Here is a 15654-nt window from a genome sequence, read left to right as displayed (position 1 = left end):
ATGGGAAGATCAGTGGCTTGGCTCAGTAGTGTAAGTGTCCTGTTTGCTGCGCTTGTGATAACAGGTTGTGGAGCTGGAACTGATACGGGGAAAGAAGTGTCCGATTTTACTTCTATTATCGATAATGATGGAGCGGATCCTTGGATCTTGCAAACGGAGTCTTACTTTTATTATACCAAAACGACTGGGAATAATTTAACGCTATGGCGTGCTGAAAACCTCTCTCTCGTGGCAACCGGTGAAAAAAAGATCATCTGGGAAATGCCAGAAGAATTTGAAAGCATCTGGGCACCAGAGCTCCATTACTTAGATGACCGTTGGGTGATGTATTTTGCAGCGAATCGCCCTTCAGAAACTCATCGAATGTTTGCGTTAGTTAATCATCAAACAGACCCATACATGGGGGAGTGGCAATTGGAAGAGATCAAAGGGATGGATGATAAATTTGCGATTGATGGCACCGTCTTAGAGATAAGTGACAAACGCTATTTTCTTTGGTCTGGTTGGGAAGGATATGAAAATATTGCTCAAAATCTTTATTTAGCGGAGATGGTTTCTCCAACGGAAGTAGTTGGTGAAAAACGGCTTATCTCAAAACCAGAATATGAATGGGAAATGCGTCAAACACCATTGATCAATGAAGCTCCTCAAGTAATCATCAAAGATAAAACAGTCAATTTGGTATACTCTGCGAGTGGGAGCTGGGACAACGATTACGCGCTAGGTCTTATGACCCTAGATGTAGCTGATGACCCGCTAGAAAAAGCCAATTGGCAAAAGAAACCAGAGCCAATTTTCCAACAGACAAACACTGTCTATGGACCCGGGCATAATGGATTTGCTAAATCAAAAGATGGCTCTGAAGACTGGTTGATTTATCACGCTGCTCGATGGGATCATTCCGGTTGGGAACGTTCGATCCGCTTGCAAAAGTTTGGTTGGGATCAAGAAGATAAGATCCTGCTGGAACCGCCCTTGGATGAATGGCGCGTTCAATCGTTGCCAAAAGCTGAGCCGAATCGGATGAGATTAACCGCCAGTCGTGCGTTGCTTGAAGGTGATTTAGCGATTGTCGAGGATGATGCGGCACTCTCTAAGAAAGTCGTACAAGGATTTGAGTCAATTACTGACAAAATCATTTTTACCCCACAGATCGAGAAAGCAACTGAATCTCTAGTGATTGTCTATGTCAAAACGAACGATCCTCTTATCATGAATGAACCGATCCGAATCAAGATCGAAACGAAACAAGCAAGTCAGTTGGTAGATGTGTATCCTTCCGAATATTATCAACCGCTACAAGTCCGCATGAAATTATCAAAGGGAGAACAGGAAATCATGATTTCGTCCGAAATTGGGGTTGATACCCTGAGTATTGATCGTTTAGAAATCGTAAAATAAAGAATATTGAGGAATTCTTCCAACTAACAACGATTGGTGACACTCATTTGGTTCATACTAATTTTTCTTTATATGATCTAGCATAAGTCTTAGACTGTAGACAAACTCTTAAAGCTAGAGTTTTGTTTATAGTCTTTTTACGTTAGTTGTATAAATAAGTTGGGTTCTTTGTCAAACGATGTAAAGAGAAATCTTGGAATGATTGGTTGATCTGAGACAAAAGCAAAAATTAACTTTTGTCTTTCACCTTAAAATCGAATAAATGACAGAAACAGAAGTTACCTCTTTTTCATTTCATTAAAAATCCTTTCCTGTGCCGTATCAAGACTCGAAACTTAAAGTGATAAAAACTTCGAAAACCATTGGCATTTTTTTGATTTAGGAAATATGAGTGAGAAATTTCTATATCAGTATCAAAAGCCATTATTTTTTATACTGATACTAGGCAGTGTGTTTACATAAAAGTAAAATAAATGAGCAAAAATGAACGGAGAACAGATAAATTTTAAATAACTAACATCACATATTTATATTTATATAAATATGCCCAATAACAAGTTAGATTACATTTGGATACTCTATTCTATTGATGAAGCTATCCTCTGAAATAAAAAATATAAACATGCTAGGCAATGCATCATAAGTCTAGATTAAGGAGAAAATCAAAATGAAAAAAATTCTATTATTCGTTGGGGTGTTTGGAATAGTAACATTAGGTGATGCCGTTTCTGCGCAAGAAATCAATCCATTGAGCGAGCGAGAAAGGGAAATTGCTAATAAGGTAGTTAATTCAGTCGATTTTTACGATAAGGTAAGTATATCCTTTCGAGAAAAATATGGGAATTTATCTGACAGGGAGTATCAAGTACAAGCAAAACTAGACTTTTCTAAAGGCATTCTGGATGAAGAATTTGTTGAGGTATTTGAAAATGGAACAACGGGTGAGCAAAAAGCAATCATCTATGATAAGTCTAAAAATAAAAATTTAGTTGATGTGAATTTTAAAGAAAACGATTACTTTGTAAGTCAATATAATGTTGATATTGATCGAGCCAATAAGGGTAAATCAATTGAAAGCCGATTAACAAAAAATGGTTTAGGAGAAACGGTTTTGAATCAACGAGATTCTGTTTTACCGCTATCTATGTCAGCAGATGCTGTCTTTTCACAACTTTATGGTGCCCAACTTTTTTCTCTCTATAATCATTGGGAAATCATTCGGACAGAAAAGCTACTGGGAAGGGACGTTGTTTTGCTTGAAGGAGAGTATCCAGAGGAATTTGGGTCAAAAGTAAACGCTCAAACTTTTAAAGCATGGATCGATGAAGCAACAGGAATTATTCTTAAGTTTGAAGGTTTCGCTGATTCCATCATGACCAATTATTTGATCGTGGATACGATCGACTTTGATTCAGAAGTAACAATCAGAAACATAGAGGAAATAAAAAAAGATAATTTAGATGAATATAAATTTCCAATAGAAAAACAGTATTACGGAGATGGAACTTTAATTAGTGTAAAAAAAACTAATTTAGCGGAGCAACCACTGATTGATTTATTTGTTCTTGATAATGACCACTTAACCGGTCAAGGAACAGTCACTAATGAAGGCTTCAATTGGATTTCAAATGCATCTATATTTTACGGGAAGAAAGATATGTGAGTAGCGATAGTCAAGCTTGGTACTTTTATGAAATGGTGACCATACAAATTATTCGCGCATGTTCAACAAATCATGTGGTAGTCCTTTTTATTTTTTTGAAAGATAGGAGAGTGAATAAACTAGAATGAAGAAACGGATAGTATCTATCTTGTTGTTTGTATTACTAATTACTGGTTGTAGTAACGAATCAAGTACAGGACAATCGCAAACAAGAGACAGCATGGAGGAAACAATAGAAAGTACTTCTTTACAGGAAATAACTGATTCAGACGAGTTGACATTCGAGGAATATAAAAAAGCCTTTCCTGGTCCGGGAAAACTCGATGAAGCATATCAGAAATTAAAAATAAAAAGCGATATCTCCCACGACCAGTTACAAGATCTCTTGACCAGGTATTCTTGGAAACTGGAGGGTGGAGGTATCTTGATCTTCAATGAATCAGGTGAAGTACAGCGAATCAACCTGTCTGGGCAGATAGAGTATGCTGGAATATATTCTGTTACTCAAGATAACTTCTATTTAGAGCCAGATCCAGCAAGTGTGAACCATGTGAATGTGATCAAAGATCATAAGTACAGGATCGAAGCAGATAAATTGTTTTTATTCAGCGAGGAAGTGAAAGAACATCAAGTCATTATGTATCCTATGAAAAAAATAATCCCATAAATAACTGTTTTTTATCTCTGTTTTTTATGGATATAAACCTCAATCGCTTATACTTATTGGTTAGGGTCAAAATATAAAGGAACTATAAGTAAAAAATGGTATAAGGACCAAATATAATTTTTATTCTAAGTTTACGTTTGATATGCTATAAAAAATGATATCTATCGTAAAAAAACGCTAGAACCATCAATAAAAGAAATATAACTAGATTGTTTTCATCAGTAAAGTTGAGATCAAGAGTAACATATAAAAGAATAAAGTGAGATAAAGTGAAGAAATCATTTTATTTTGCCAAGATAAAATGAGGTTTTGCTGTTTTTGATTCTTAAAGTAGTATATCAAATATGATTTATTTTTAGCTATAACCAGATATCCTTGGCTAATGCTCTCTTTAGAGTAGAAACATGTAGTTAAACTCAACAACAAGAAGAAGATTCCTGAAATTAAAAAAAAGTAAGAAAGATTCAAGATGTTCTTTGAAACTAGCACATTTGAAAGGATAAATGAAATTGAAGTCAAAAAAATGTATTGATTACTTTTTTTTAACATACGAATATATATTTCTGTTTCATCAGAAGCTGCAGAGAAAATTTTTTTTGAATATATGTATTGTTTAAATAATTCTATTCGATTACTGATTAATATCAAAGATACAAGTGAGATTAACATAAGACCTAGAATACCGAAGTTAAGTATGTCTAAGTAATGATACATGGTATTGCCCCCTTTAGTATTTATGTAGTTTAAAAATGCTATCAGATATAATTAACAGATAGAAACATTATCATCTATAAGTATACGCAATTAATGGATAGATAAAACGCAATCAGTTAAAATAATTTTTTATAATGAGAGTTATTTTAACTGGCTATCATAAAAGAAAAAGCTACCCTCTAATTTTAAAGGATAGCTTTATTCATTGCTTATTTGTCTGTTTGCTCACCAATTTGGTGGGCTTTTAGTTTTTCAGTTTCCCGGACGATATAGACTGGGCGTTTTTTCGTTTCTAGGAAGATTTTCCCAATATATTTCCCAATGATACCAAGAGAAAGAAGTTGGATTCCGCCGATGAATAGGACGATTGAGACGAGTGAAGGCCAGCCGGATGTTGGATCACCAAATAATAACGCACGTAAAATAATAAATAAGATGGCGATTCCTGAACCGATACATGATAATGCGCCCACAAATGAGGCGATGTTCAATGGCGTGTCAGAAAAATTGACGATCCCATCGATTGAATAGTTGAATAATTTCCAAAATGACCAAGACGTCTCACCGGCAACGCGTTCGCGATTTTCAAATGAGAGATACTCTGTTTTGAACCCTACCCAACTGAATAGTCCTTTTGAAAAGCGATTGTATTCCGCTAATTCTAAGACCGCATCCACCATTTGGCGAGTCATCATGCGATAATCTCTTGCACCGTCAACCATTTCAGTATCACTGATTTTATTGATCAATTGGTAAAATTTCTTCGCAAAGAAACTACGGATAGCTGGTTCACCTTCACGAGTAGAACGGCGTGTACCGATACAATCAATATCGGAGTTGATGACTTTATCGATCATCACTGGTAATAATTCAGGTGGATCTTGTAAATCGACGTCCATGACAGTGACTAAGTCTCCTGTAGAAGCTTGCAGACCGGCATATAGTGCGGCTTCTTTACCGAAATTTCGTGAAAAAGCGACAAAACGAACGGATTCATGTACATTCGCTAATTTTTTGATGGCAGCCAATGTACCATCACTTGACCCATCATCGATAAAAAGATACTCGAACTCGTAATCGCCACGAAATTTTTCGACTTCATCAAAAAAAAGTGGGACAGTTTTTTCTTCATTAAAACAAGGGATAACAATTGATATTTTCATGTTTTCGTTCCTTTCAAGCATGTTTTCTCCTATAACTAGTATAAATAAAAGTATGTTTAAATAACAATGATATAAGATAATTATCTTTATTATAAGTGCCGTATACAGTGTACCATCTCTATGTCATTAAATAAACTTTTAGGTTGATTTTTTTCTAAGAATCATAGATGATAAATAAAATAAGTGATGAGGAAGGCGGACAAAAATGAAAATTGAAACACCAATCGGTCCTTTATGGCTTGATGCCGATCAAAAAGGATTAACAGCTGTCTCTTTTGAACGAATTTCTGAAAATGAAGAAGCAAATGCTCAGATTTTATCCTTGGCAAAACAACAGCTGGAAGAATATTTTTCAGGTGAAAGACACGTTTTTGATGTACCTTTATCTTTCCAAAGAGGAACAGCCTTTCAACAAAAGGTTTGGCGAGTGCTCACAAGAATCCCTTATGGACAAAGTCGCACATATAAACAAGTGGCACAGGCAATCGGGCAACCAAAGGCAGCTCGTGCGATTGGTCAAGCCAATCGTTTGAATCCTCTGCCAATCGTTATTCCTTGTCACCGAGTGATTGGACAAAATGGACAATTGACTGGGTATATGGGGAAAGCTGAAAATGGGTTAGTGATCAAACGGCAACTATTAGTGCTTGAAAATATTTTAGCTCATTAGGCTATACTACTAGCTGACAGCACAGATAAATAAGCACCAACACCTCGAAATAGAAGATCTTTCCGAGATGTTGGTGCTTATTTTACTTATAGTTTGATCAACCAAATAAAGAATAAAGCCATGATCGTTTGTAAAAGTCCCACAGTCAATCCATACGTCAAGAATCGCTTTCCTTCTTTCATGAACTTTGCAAAATCCAAACGTAAGCCAATCGCGGCTAATGCAGTGACCTCAAACCAACCACTAATAAAACTAGCGCTTTGATCGATCACATGGGGAATGGTGAAGAAGCTGTTGATTAAACACACGATCAAGAAGCCTAAAACGTACCAAGGAAGTGGCATTTTTCGTTTGTGGTTTTTTGGCGTATAAGTAGACGAGACGGCCGGCTGTTTTTTTGTCATAAATTTTTCAAAGAGGAATACCACGACCACAAGCATCATGATCCGCATGATTTTAAACAGCATTGCAAATTGCACGACTGAAGCATCTAATAGACTTGCTCCAGCAACCACTTGTCCAACGGATTGTAAAGTACCACCTATAAGCGCACTTTTTTCGATCAGTTGATCACCAAATAGTTGGAGACCTAAAAAGGGAAGTGTCAACATCATCACTGTTCCTAAAAGATTGACCAAGGTAATGACTTGGCCCTTTTCTTCTTCATCTGCATGGATCACTGGAGCAATCGAAGCAATGGCTGAAGAACCGCAAATGGCGTTCCCACCTGCCATCATCAAGGAAAATGTATCGCTGAACAATAGTTTTTTCCCGATGAAATAGGCACCAAGAATCGTGACAGTCATTTGGAGTAACACGAAAGTTACACCTTTGATACCAATCTGTGCAATCGTTTGGATCGTCACAGTTGCACCAAGCAAGAAAACGGAACATTCTAATAGTTTACTTTCGGCAAATTTGGTGCCCACCGCAAGTTCAGGTTGTTTAAACAATGTGTTTCCTAAGACGATGCCAAGTAAAATCGCAATCGTTCCTGCACCGAGTTGTGGGACGAAGGGTGCCAGTAGCCGACTAATGACTGCGACGGAAAAGGCGAGTAGTAGTCCGGGTAAGATTTTTCGGCCACCAAATTTTTTCAACGTTTTTATATAAGTGAATAAAGCATTCATTTGATTCTTTCCTTTCATGTAAGAAAAAGTTTATCTAAAATATAGTATCATTTAATTGTTTCCTCGTGAATACAAAAAAACCTTCTGCCTTTTTACTAAGTGAAAAAGACAGAAGGTGGAGTCTATTCTATCAATCCCTTTGAAAGGTGATGTTTATGTTGACTATGTTCTTTGATCAAGTAGATGGCATAGTGTCCTAAGACGTAAGCGATCATGCCACAGGCAATCAAACACTCGATGACTTTCAATCCATCTAAGATCCCTGTAGCAAAACCTAATTGATGGAAATAAGCAGTGACAGTAGAGATTGCTGTAGCAGAGATCACCAATGGGAAAGTAAAGGCTGCAAAGCTTGGATAAAAATCAAGCAATAACAGACGTGGTAACATGGCTAAAACGATAAAGTAAAGTACTTGCGAAACAAGGAACAACGTCATGACTAAGGCCAAATTTGGGTCTTCAAAGTTTTTTAAGTACCCTGTCAGGCACAAAGAACCAGGTGCTGCAAGAATCGCAATCAATGGTAAGGTTGGCTGTGCCATATTTTTGACGAAGAAAATTCGATGGATGATGATTGGCAGTAATACTACATAACAAGCTAACGAAAGCCAGAAGAAGATTTTTCCAAGGATCGGAGAAAAGTTTCCGGCAGTTACTGTGATGACACCAAAACCAACATATACGATAAACCAGCTTGGAAAAATTGCTTCTATTGACAAGTCTGCTTTAACTACATGATGGTAATTAAAGTACAGAACCAAGATGATTTGGAAAATCACTGCGGCTAACCAGATCAATTTGACGATTGGCGCAATTGATTTGAAAGAAACAAAATACGTACAGATGACCATCAAAGACATCGTAAAGGTCGGCGAGACGGAAGCGACGATTGGATCATATAGATGTTGCTTCGTGTGTTCAAATAAAAGGATCAGTTTGCCGATGATCAACAGCATCAAAAGCATACCGATCGCGCCTACAAAATTCCCTAAATGCGTCAAATGATAGTCTTTTAAAAGATTCCCCAAAGAAGTCAATCCAAGGATCAACCCACAAATCGGGATCGGAACAATCTTCAAGAAATGCTTCATACATTACTCTCCTTTTTATTGATAATGAAGGACAGGCTCGTTGCAACGATAAGTAGCCAACGATGAAAACTGCTTGTTACGAAGAATAGTAAAGTTTTTCAATGGGAAAAAACAAATCGCATGGATGCTTCTCCTTATCGTTGCAGTAAGCTGTCTGGAAGGTTGTGAGGTGTGTGTAACTGAAGGTCCACAACCTGTTCCTTACACTTTTCATTATAAAGTCTTTTTGATATATTTAAATCAAATAGTTATTATAGTTACTATAAAAAAAGATAATGGAAGTGGTTAGATGTTTAAGTTATTAACAACCTTTCGTGTTGTTTATGAAACAAGAAATTTTTCGCGAACCGCTGAATTACTCTATTTGTCTCAACCTGCGGTGTCCAATCAAATCAAACAATTGGAGCGGGATCTTGGGGTGGAACTTTTCCAACGCAATGGACGACAAGAGATGAAGCCGACAAAACAAGCGGATTTACTTTATGAACGAACATTGGTTTTATTGGAAGAATGGGAAACAACACAACAACAATTAGCGGATGAAAAAAATGAAGAAGAAGTGTGCCGGATCGTCGCTTCCCATACATTTGCTGTGTATTTATTGCCTCAATTGATGAAAGAGTTGATCGTGCGTTTTCCAAAAATCAAGTTTTCGATTGCTTTTGCGAATTCTCATGAAAGTTTGGAGCAAGTGGCAAAACATGAAGCTGATTTTGGTTTTATCGAAAAACCTTTAGAAACAACCGGCGTACAACGCTTTTCTTTACTTGAAGATGCGTTGGTCGTTGCCGGTGATCCTAAGAGTGAACTATGGCTAGTCAGGGAATCTTCTTCAGGCGTGTTCCATTACACGCAACGTTATTTTGAAGAAAAGAATATCCAAGGGAAGAAAATGCTTGTAAAAAGTAATGAGGTCATTGTGGCGATGTTGAAAGAAGGAATCGGCCGATCCATATTATCCAAACGAGCAGTACCAAAAGGGATACACGTTGAACCTTTAGCTGAATCTCGTCAATTCTATTTGATCCAACGGACCCATTTGACCTCTGAACGGTTATTAGAAGTCGGAAATGAGATCCTGGATTTCTATAAAAAGGAAAAGAGAAATTAAAAAATATCAGACGGAATCAATAGAACTTCTCCCTTGAATAAGCGTTTTTTTCGTTTTTATCTTAAGAAAGGATAAAGAGAAATGAATAAGATTAATTTTTCGCAAATCTCATTTGCTTTGGCTTTCATTTATAGAAGGAGACAGCTATAATATAGGGCAGTATGGTTTTTAGGAAAAGGGATGAAAAATGGAAAAAAAAATAAAAACTTCGAATGATAACCGCATCGATTACGGAGTCATTCTACCAGTATTTTTATTATGTTTGATTGGGATTTTATCCTTATACGTCGCATTGACACATGATCCAAATGGTCCCTCTGTGACAAGAGGTGTCGGGATGCAGATCATTTGGTACCTTGTGGGAGCAGTAGCGATTGCAATCGTCATGCGGATCAATTCGAAATGGATCTGGAAATTGACGCCTTATCTCTATGGACTAGGATTACTTGTCATGGGGTTGCTCTTACGATTTTACGACCAGAATCTGGCGGCAAGTACCGGTTCAAAAAACTGGTTCCGCTTTGGAAGTGTCACGTTCCAGCCAGCCGAGCTGATGAAGATCGCTTATATTTTGATGTTGGCATTGATCGTAACGAAGCACAATACGCAAGTCAAAGTTCGAACGATCAAATCTGATTTTTGGCTGATTGCAAAGATGTTGATCATTTCGATTCCTGTGATTGCGTTAGTCATGGCGCAAAAAGACTTTGGGACGATGCTCGTCTTTCTGGCGATCTTTGGTGGCGTCTTTTTGATGTCAGGGATTTCTTGGAAAATCATTGGCCCGATCTTTGCTTTAGCATTTATTGTGGGTGCAGGAACGATTTTCCTTGTGACCACAGAATCAGGAAGAGAATTCCTGTATACTGTTGGGTTCAAATCTTACCAATTTGCCCGAATCGATTCTTGGCTCGATCCATTTCATGATACGTCGGGCTTTAGTTTCCAACCCGCCCAAGGGATTTTAGCAATCGGAACAGGTGGGATGTTCGGAAAAGGCTTTAACGTCAGCAACATTTACGTGCCAGTCCGAGAATCAGATATGATATTCACTGTCATCGGCGAGAATTTTGGCTTTATTGGTGGCGCATTTGTCATTTTCTTGTATTTTGTATTGATTTATCGTATGATACGTGTCTGCTTCGATACGAACAATGAGTTTTATGCCTATATCGCAAGTGGGTTGATCATGATGCTCTTATTCCATGTCTTTGAAAACATTGGCGCAAATATCGGCTTACTTCCATTAACTGGGATTCCATTGCCGTTTATCAGTCAAGGGGGTTCATCGATCTTAGGGAATATGATTGGGATCGGATTGATCTTATCTATGCGTTATCAAAATGAAGCACCGGTAAAAAATTCTAGGAGGTAACGCAAGTTGTTTACTTTTTATGAGTACCCAAAGTGTTCTACTTGTCGAAAAGCCAAAGCTTGGCTCGACAATCATCAAGTAACGTATCAAGCGGTCGATATGGTCAAAGATACGCCTACGGCAGAAACGATCGAATCATGGTTGAAGCATTCCGATGTGCCGCTTCGCCGTGTCTTTAATACAAGCGGGATGAAATATCGTGAACTTGGTCTAAAAGATCAAATCGATGAATTATCCCTCACAGAAGCAAGTCAGCTGTTATCTACGGATGGCATGTTGATCAAACGACCATTGATCGTCAAAGACAATCAACTGGTCACAATCGGTTTTAATGAAAAAATATACGAAGGAGCATTCAATTAAAATGGCTGGGAAACACTTAAAGAAGAAAGATAACCTTTGGATTTTATTTAATGGAAAAGAATACTGTGTAGGTTTGACAAAAGAAGCGCAAGAAGATCTAGGTGAGATCACGTTTGCCAACTTACCAAAAATCGGTAAAGCGTATCAAGCAGGCGATGCACTGGTTGAAGTAGAAGCAGAAAAAGCAGTCACTGAATTTGCAAGTCCATTATCTGGAACAGTCTCATCTGTGAATGAAAAAATCAGTGAGAATATCGCTGTTTTGAACGATGAAGATGAAATGACTGCGTGGTTGTTGAGTTTTAAAGATGTCGATGCTGCAGAATTCGACGCACTTTAAGAAACACCATGTTCAAATAAACGTTTGACACTGATTCTTGTAACTGCTATAATCATAAACAATCATATTGAAAGCTTTGATAAGAAGAGTACATGTCACAGATGTTTCAAGAGAGCCCGGTTTGCTGTGAAAGGGTAACGGAAATGAGATGGAAGATGGTCTTAGAGCAGAGTGAGTGAGCGCAAGCAAACTGACTACGGGCGTGCCCGTTATAGCACAGCAGTATGCGACTAGCGTCAAGTACTGAACGAGGTTGTTATTGTGAAATAGCAGCGAATCAAGGTGGTCACACGGAAGTCTAAACTTTCGTCCTTTTGCTAAGCGCAAAGGACGAAAGTTTTTTTGTTGTCTAAGAGAAAATAAGTAAAGAAAGATGTGAACGATATGTCATTGATCCAATTGACGAATGTCAAGAAAACATTTGGCGGAAAACATGGGACGATCCACGCTATCAACGACGTTTCACTACAAGTGGAACAAGGCGACATTTACGGCATCGTCGGTTATTCCGGTGCTGGTAAGAGTACGTTAGTTCGTTTGTTGAACGGCTTGGAACTACCTACAGATGGTCAAGTAATTGTCAACGACCAAGACATTACTAAATTAAAAAATAAAGAATTACGCGTTTTTCGAAAAAAAATCGGCATGATTTTTCAACATTTCAATCTATTATGGTCACGCACCGTACTAGAAAATATCCAACTACCTTTGGAATTAGCCGGTGTACCGAAACAACAACGGAAAGAAAGAGCAGAAGAATTGCTTCGTTTAGTCGGTTTGGAAGGACGAGGACAAGCTTATCCGTCCCAATTATCCGGTGGACAAAAGCAAAGAGTCGGGATTGCCCGTGCGTTAGCCAATGAGCCAGAAATCCTCCTTTGCGATGAAGCGACAAGTGCATTGGACCCACAAACGACGGAAGAGGTCTTAGATCTATTATTGGCAATCAACAAAAAATTGAACTTGACGATCGTTTTGATCACTCATGAAATGAACGTTATCCGTAAAATCTGTAACAAAGTAGCGGTGATGGAACGTGGGCAAGTCGTGGAAGAAGGCGATGCGTTGACCGTTTTTCGCAATCCACAACAAGAAGTCACGAAACGTTTCGTCCAACAAGATATCGAACCAGAAGCTGAGTCAACTGAATTATTGGCAGAGTTGATCAAAGAAAATCCAGACGGTCGCTTAGTGACATTGACCTTCAACGAAACGAACGCCAACGAACCAGTGATTTCTCAAGCCATTCGTCGTTACAATGTCGATATCAACGTCGTATATGGGAAAATCAAGCAAACCAAAGAAGGCTCGTTTGGTTCGCTGACTACCTTGATGATCGGAGAGGAAAACGAATTGGACCAAGCAGAAAACTTTATCAAAGAGCAAGGCGTTGGAGTGGAGGTGATCCATCATGGATAAAAGCTTCACAGAAACCTACCTTGATTTCAGCCAAATCAACATGGAGACGATGCAACAAGCCATCATGGACACGTTATACATGACGTTGATCTCCATGGTCTTAGTAACCATCATCGGTTTGATCCTTGGTTTGATTCTTTACTCGATTGGTCGCAAAAACAAACCGTATGCGCGGATCATTTACGGCATCGTTTCGATCATTAGTAATATTTTCCGATCGACACCATTCATGATCTTGATGGTCTTGATCATTCCCTTTACCAAAGCAATCGTGGGAACGATGTTAGGCGCACAAGCAGCGATTCCAGCTCTCGTGTTGTCCGCAGCTCCTTTTTACGCTCGACTTGTAGAAATCGCGTTTCGCGAAGTCAGCCCTGGGGTCTTAGAAGCCGCAGATGCGATGGGCGCGAGCTATTGGGAAATCATTTGGAAAGTCTTGATCCCTGAAAGTGTCCCAGCTTTGATCTCAGGGTTGACTGTAACGACGATCTCAATGATCGGTTTTACTGCCATGGCAGGAGCAATCGGTGCCGGCGGTCTAGGTGGCTTGGCTTGGCAAGAAGGCTATCAACGTGGTAATTTAACAGTGACTTTTGTCGCTACTTTGATTATTTTAGTCATCGTATTTATTGTTCAAGGAATCGGGGATTTCTTAACGAAGAAAACAGATAAAAGATAGTAGGAAATAGGAGGATATAGGATATGAAAAAGAAAATTTTTGGATTTGCAGCAACGCTTTTACTGACAGTTGGATTAGCCGCATGTGGAAACGGCGGAAGTAGTAGTGACTCATCAAACGCATCAGACGATACAACCTTGAAAATCGGCGCATCACCAACGCCACATGCGGAAATCTTAGAACATGTGAAACCTCTTTTGAAAGACGAAGGCATTGATTTAGAGATCGTCAAATTTGACGACTATGTCTTGCCAAACCAAGCATTATCAGAAGGCGACATCGATGCGAACTATTTCCAACACATTCCTTACTTGAACAAAGAAATCGACGAAAAAGGCTATGATTTTGTCAATGCGGGTGCTGTCCACATTGAACCAATGGGCTTGTATTCACAAAAAATCAAAGACATCTCTGAATTAGAAGATGGCGCAACGATCATTACTTCAAATTCAGAATCTGACTGGGGACGGATCATCACGATTTTGAAAGACGCTGGTTTAGTGACAGTCAAAGACGGTGTGGATTTAGAAACAGCCACGTTCGATGATATCGATGAAAATCCTAAAAACTTGAAATTCAATCACACGATCGATCCAGCATTATTGGCTTCTACTTACCAAAATGACGAAGGTGATCTAGTGGCTATCAACGCCAACTTTGCTTACGGCGCGGGATTGAATCCATTAGAAGATGCAGTATTACTAGAAAAAGATAACTCACCATATGTCAACATCATTGCCACACGTAAAGGTGACGAAGACAGCGATAAGATCAAAAAATTGATCGAAGTCTTACATCAAGAAGATGTTCGTCAATGGATCGAAGAACAATGGGAAGGCTCCGTGAAATCTGTTGATGCGGATGCAAAATAAAACCTGTAAAGTCTGGGAATGATTCCCAGACTTTTTTTGAGAAAAAACGAACAGAAATTATTTTATTTAGTTTATAAAGATTATCAATTGAAAATGATGTTTTATTTGAAATAAATCGAAATTATGACATTTTTAACTGGTCGGGGCGTTGCGCTTCATTCTCAATTAGTCTAAAATGAGTGAGAACGAATCAGAATATGGAGGGGAACTACATGTCTGTCTTAGAAATAAAAAACCTACATGTGTCGATTGAGGATAAGAAAATCCTTAAAGGCGTGAATTTAACAATGAAAACAGGAGAAATCCATGCCATCATGGGACCAAACGGAACAGGTAAATCGACCTTGTCTGCTGCAATTATGGGAAATCCGAATTACGAAGTAACTGAAGGAGAAATCCTTTTTGATGGGCAAAATGTGTTAGAGCTAGAAGTAGATGAACGTGCACGTTTAGGTCTGTTTTTAGCCATGCAATACCCAAGTGAGATTCCAGGAATCACGAATGCCGAATTTATGCGTGCAGCTATCAATGCGACACGTCCGGAAGATGACAAGATTTCTGTCATGTCATTCTTGAAAAAGTTAGATGAAAAGATGGGGCTCTTGAATATGCCAGAAGAAATGGCTGAACGTTATTTGAACGAAGGCTTTTCTGGTGGAGAGAAAAAAAGAAATGAAATCTTACAACTCTTGATGTTAGAACCAACTTTTGCGATTTTAGATGAAATCGATTCTGGTTTAGATATCGATGCACTGAAAGTCGTGGCAAAAGGCGTGAACGAAATGCGCGGCGACAACTTTGGTGCCTTGATCATCACTCACTACCAACGCTTGTTAAACTACATCACACCTGACGTAGTCCACATCATGATGGAAGGTCGTGTCGTGATGACTGGCAGTGCAGATCTAGCAAAACGCCTAGAAGCTGAAGGATATGCAGGCATCAGTAAAGAATTAGGAATCGACTACAAAGAAGAAGAAGCGTAAGGAGGAGCAC

At 38.5% G+C, this 15654-nt stretch carries 15 protein-coding genes; 12 read left to right on the top strand and 3 right to left on the bottom strand.

Going from position 1 to position 15654, the window contains the following annotated elements:
• The 3 genes from IGJ00_RS12585 to IGJ00_RS12575 all read left to right on the top strand — a co-directional run bounded on the left by IGJ00_RS12585 (window position 1) and on the right by IGJ00_RS12575 (window position 3731).
• Entirely contained in the window at window positions 1-1401 is a 1401-nt protein-coding gene (locus IGJ00_RS12585) for a glycoside hydrolase family 43 protein (protein ID WP_438844493.1), read from the top strand.
• A 667-nt stretch (window positions 1402-2068) separates the two neighbouring features.
• Complete coding sequence (locus tag IGJ00_RS12580) at window positions 2069-3064, top strand: hypothetical protein (RefSeq protein WP_438844492.1); 996 nt, start codon at window positions 2069-2071, stop codon at window positions 3062-3064.
• A 124-nt stretch (window positions 3065-3188) separates the two neighbouring features.
• The gene (locus IGJ00_RS12575; protein WP_438844491.1) at window positions 3189-3731 is read left to right on the top strand and encodes a hypothetical protein; all 543 of its coding nucleotides are present in this window, start codon (window positions 3189-3191) and stop codon (window positions 3729-3731) included.
• A gap of 923 nt (window positions 3732-4654) precedes the next feature.
• Here the strand turns inward: IGJ00_RS12575 and IGJ00_RS12570 are convergent.
• Complete coding sequence (locus IGJ00_RS12570) at window positions 4655-5608, bottom strand: glycosyltransferase family 2 protein (protein ID WP_029594155.1); 954 nt, start codon at window positions 5606-5608, stop codon at window positions 4655-4657.
• A gap of 205 nt (window positions 5609-5813) precedes the next feature.
• Here IGJ00_RS12570 and IGJ00_RS12565 point away from each other — a divergent pair, with 205 nt between their 5' ends.
• Complete coding sequence (locus IGJ00_RS12565) at window positions 5814-6278, top strand: methylated-DNA--[protein]-cysteine S-methyltransferase (protein ID WP_010734626.1); 465 nt, start codon at window positions 5814-5816, stop codon at window positions 6276-6278.
• 86 nt (window positions 6279-6364) lie between these two features.
• On the opposite strand, the gene IGJ00_RS12560 is transcribed toward IGJ00_RS12565, so the two are convergent.
• Both IGJ00_RS12560 and IGJ00_RS12555 read right to left on the bottom strand, forming a co-directional pair.
• Window positions 6365-7408, bottom strand: coding sequence for a YeiH family protein (locus IGJ00_RS12560; RefSeq protein ID WP_071866907.1), 1044 nt, complete (start codon window positions 7406-7408; stop codon window positions 6365-6367).
• Between the two features lie 122 nt (window positions 7409-7530).
• Window positions 7531-8499 (bottom strand): TDT family transporter, encoded by a 969-nt coding sequence (locus tag IGJ00_RS12555; protein WP_104871659.1) that lies wholly within the window; start codon window positions 8497-8499, stop codon window positions 7531-7533.
• 289 nt (window positions 8500-8788) lie between these two features.
• On the opposite strand from IGJ00_RS12555, the gene IGJ00_RS12550 reads away from it, so the two are divergent.
• The 8 genes from IGJ00_RS12550 to sufC all read left to right on the top strand — a co-directional run bounded on the left by IGJ00_RS12550 (window position 8789) and on the right by sufC (window position 15644).
• A complete protein-coding gene (locus IGJ00_RS12550) occupies window positions 8789-9610 on the top strand; it encodes a LysR family transcriptional regulator (protein ID WP_019723783.1) in 822 nt (273 codons plus the stop codon).
• Window positions 9611-9797: 187 nt separating this feature from the next.
• Window positions 9798-10985, top strand: coding sequence for an FtsW/RodA/SpoVE family cell cycle protein (locus IGJ00_RS12545; protein ID WP_010734630.1), 1188 nt, complete (start codon window positions 9798-9800; stop codon window positions 10983-10985).
• 6 nt (window positions 10986-10991) lie between these two features.
• The gene (locus tag IGJ00_RS12540) at window positions 10992-11348 is read left to right on the top strand and encodes an arsenate reductase family protein (protein ID WP_010734631.1); all 357 of its coding nucleotides are present in this window, start codon (window positions 10992-10994) and stop codon (window positions 11346-11348) included.
• A 1-nt stretch (window position 11349) separates the two neighbouring features.
• Window positions 11350-11688, top strand: coding sequence for a glycine cleavage system protein H (locus IGJ00_RS12535; protein ID WP_010734632.1), 339 nt, complete (start codon window positions 11350-11352; stop codon window positions 11686-11688).
• Between the two features lie 384 nt (window positions 11689-12072).
• A complete protein-coding gene (locus IGJ00_RS12530) occupies window positions 12073-13107 on the top strand; it encodes a methionine ABC transporter ATP-binding protein (protein ID WP_019723782.1) in 1035 nt (344 codons plus the stop codon).
• The gene (locus IGJ00_RS12525; RefSeq protein ID WP_010734634.1) at window positions 13100-13786 is read left to right on the top strand and encodes a methionine ABC transporter permease; all 687 of its coding nucleotides are present in this window, start codon (window positions 13100-13102) and stop codon (window positions 13784-13786) included. Before IGJ00_RS12530 ends, IGJ00_RS12525 begins: the two co-directional genes overlap by 8 nt.
• A gap of 23 nt (window positions 13787-13809) precedes the next feature.
• Complete coding sequence (locus tag IGJ00_RS12520) at window positions 13810-14658, top strand: MetQ/NlpA family ABC transporter substrate-binding protein (RefSeq protein WP_065097060.1); 849 nt, start codon at window positions 13810-13812, stop codon at window positions 14656-14658.
• A gap of 212 nt (window positions 14659-14870) precedes the next feature.
• A complete protein-coding gene (gene sufC / locus IGJ00_RS12515) occupies window positions 14871-15644 on the top strand; it encodes a Fe-S cluster assembly ATPase SufC (protein ID WP_019724376.1) in 774 nt (257 codons plus the stop codon).
• Window positions 15645-15654: the final 10 nt, after the last annotated feature.

Source organism: Enterococcus sp. AZ062, assembly GCF_051715065.1.
Taxonomy (GTDB): Bacteria; Bacillota; Bacilli; order Lactobacillales; family Enterococcaceae; genus Enterococcus_B; species Enterococcus_B mundtii.
This window is presented reverse-complemented; position numbering and strand designations above follow the sequence as displayed.

Bases quoted from the DNA above. Each gene is read 5' to 3' on its own strand.
- IGJ00_RS12580 (WP_438844492.1), top strand. From the start codon at position 2,069: ATGAAAAAAATTCTATTATTCGTTGGGGTGTTTGGAATAGTAACATTA.
- IGJ00_RS12545 (WP_010734630.1), top strand. From the start codon at position 9,798: ATGGAAAAAAAAATAAAAACTTCGAATGATAACCGCATCGATTACGGA.
- IGJ00_RS12565 (WP_010734626.1), top strand. From the start codon at position 5,814: ATGAAAATTGAAACACCAATCGGTCCTTTATGGCTTGATGCCGATCAA.
- IGJ00_RS12585 (WP_438844493.1), top strand. From the start codon at position 1: ATGGGAAGATCAGTGGCTTGGCTCAGTAGTGTAAGTGTCCTGTTTGCT.
- IGJ00_RS12560 (WP_071866907.1), bottom strand. From the start codon at position 7,408: ATGAATGCTTTATTCACTTATATAAAAACGTTGAAAAAATTTGGTGGC.
- IGJ00_RS12550 (WP_019723783.1), top strand. From the start codon at position 8,789: ATGTTTAAGTTATTAACAACCTTTCGTGTTGTTTATGAAACAAGAAAT.
- IGJ00_RS12530 (WP_019723782.1), top strand. From the start codon at position 12,073: ATGTCATTGATCCAATTGACGAATGTCAAGAAAACATTTGGCGGAAAA.
- IGJ00_RS12570 (WP_029594155.1), bottom strand. From the start codon at position 5,608: ATGAAAATATCAATTGTTATCCCTTGTTTTAATGAAGAAAAAACTGTC.
- IGJ00_RS12525 (WP_010734634.1), top strand. From the start codon at position 13,100: ATGGATAAAAGCTTCACAGAAACCTACCTTGATTTCAGCCAAATCAAC.
- IGJ00_RS12555 (WP_104871659.1), bottom strand. From the start codon at position 8,499: ATGAAGCATTTCTTGAAGATTGTTCCGATCCCGATTTGTGGGTTGATC.
- sufC (WP_019724376.1), top strand. From the start codon at position 14,871: ATGTCTGTCTTAGAAATAAAAAACCTACATGTGTCGATTGAGGATAAG.
- IGJ00_RS12520 (WP_065097060.1), top strand. From the start codon at position 13,810: ATGAAAAAGAAAATTTTTGGATTTGCAGCAACGCTTTTACTGACAGTT.
- IGJ00_RS12575 (WP_438844491.1), top strand. From the start codon at position 3,189: ATGAAGAAACGGATAGTATCTATCTTGTTGTTTGTATTACTAATTACT.
- IGJ00_RS12535 (WP_010734632.1), top strand. From the start codon at position 11,350: ATGGCTGGGAAACACTTAAAGAAGAAAGATAACCTTTGGATTTTATTT.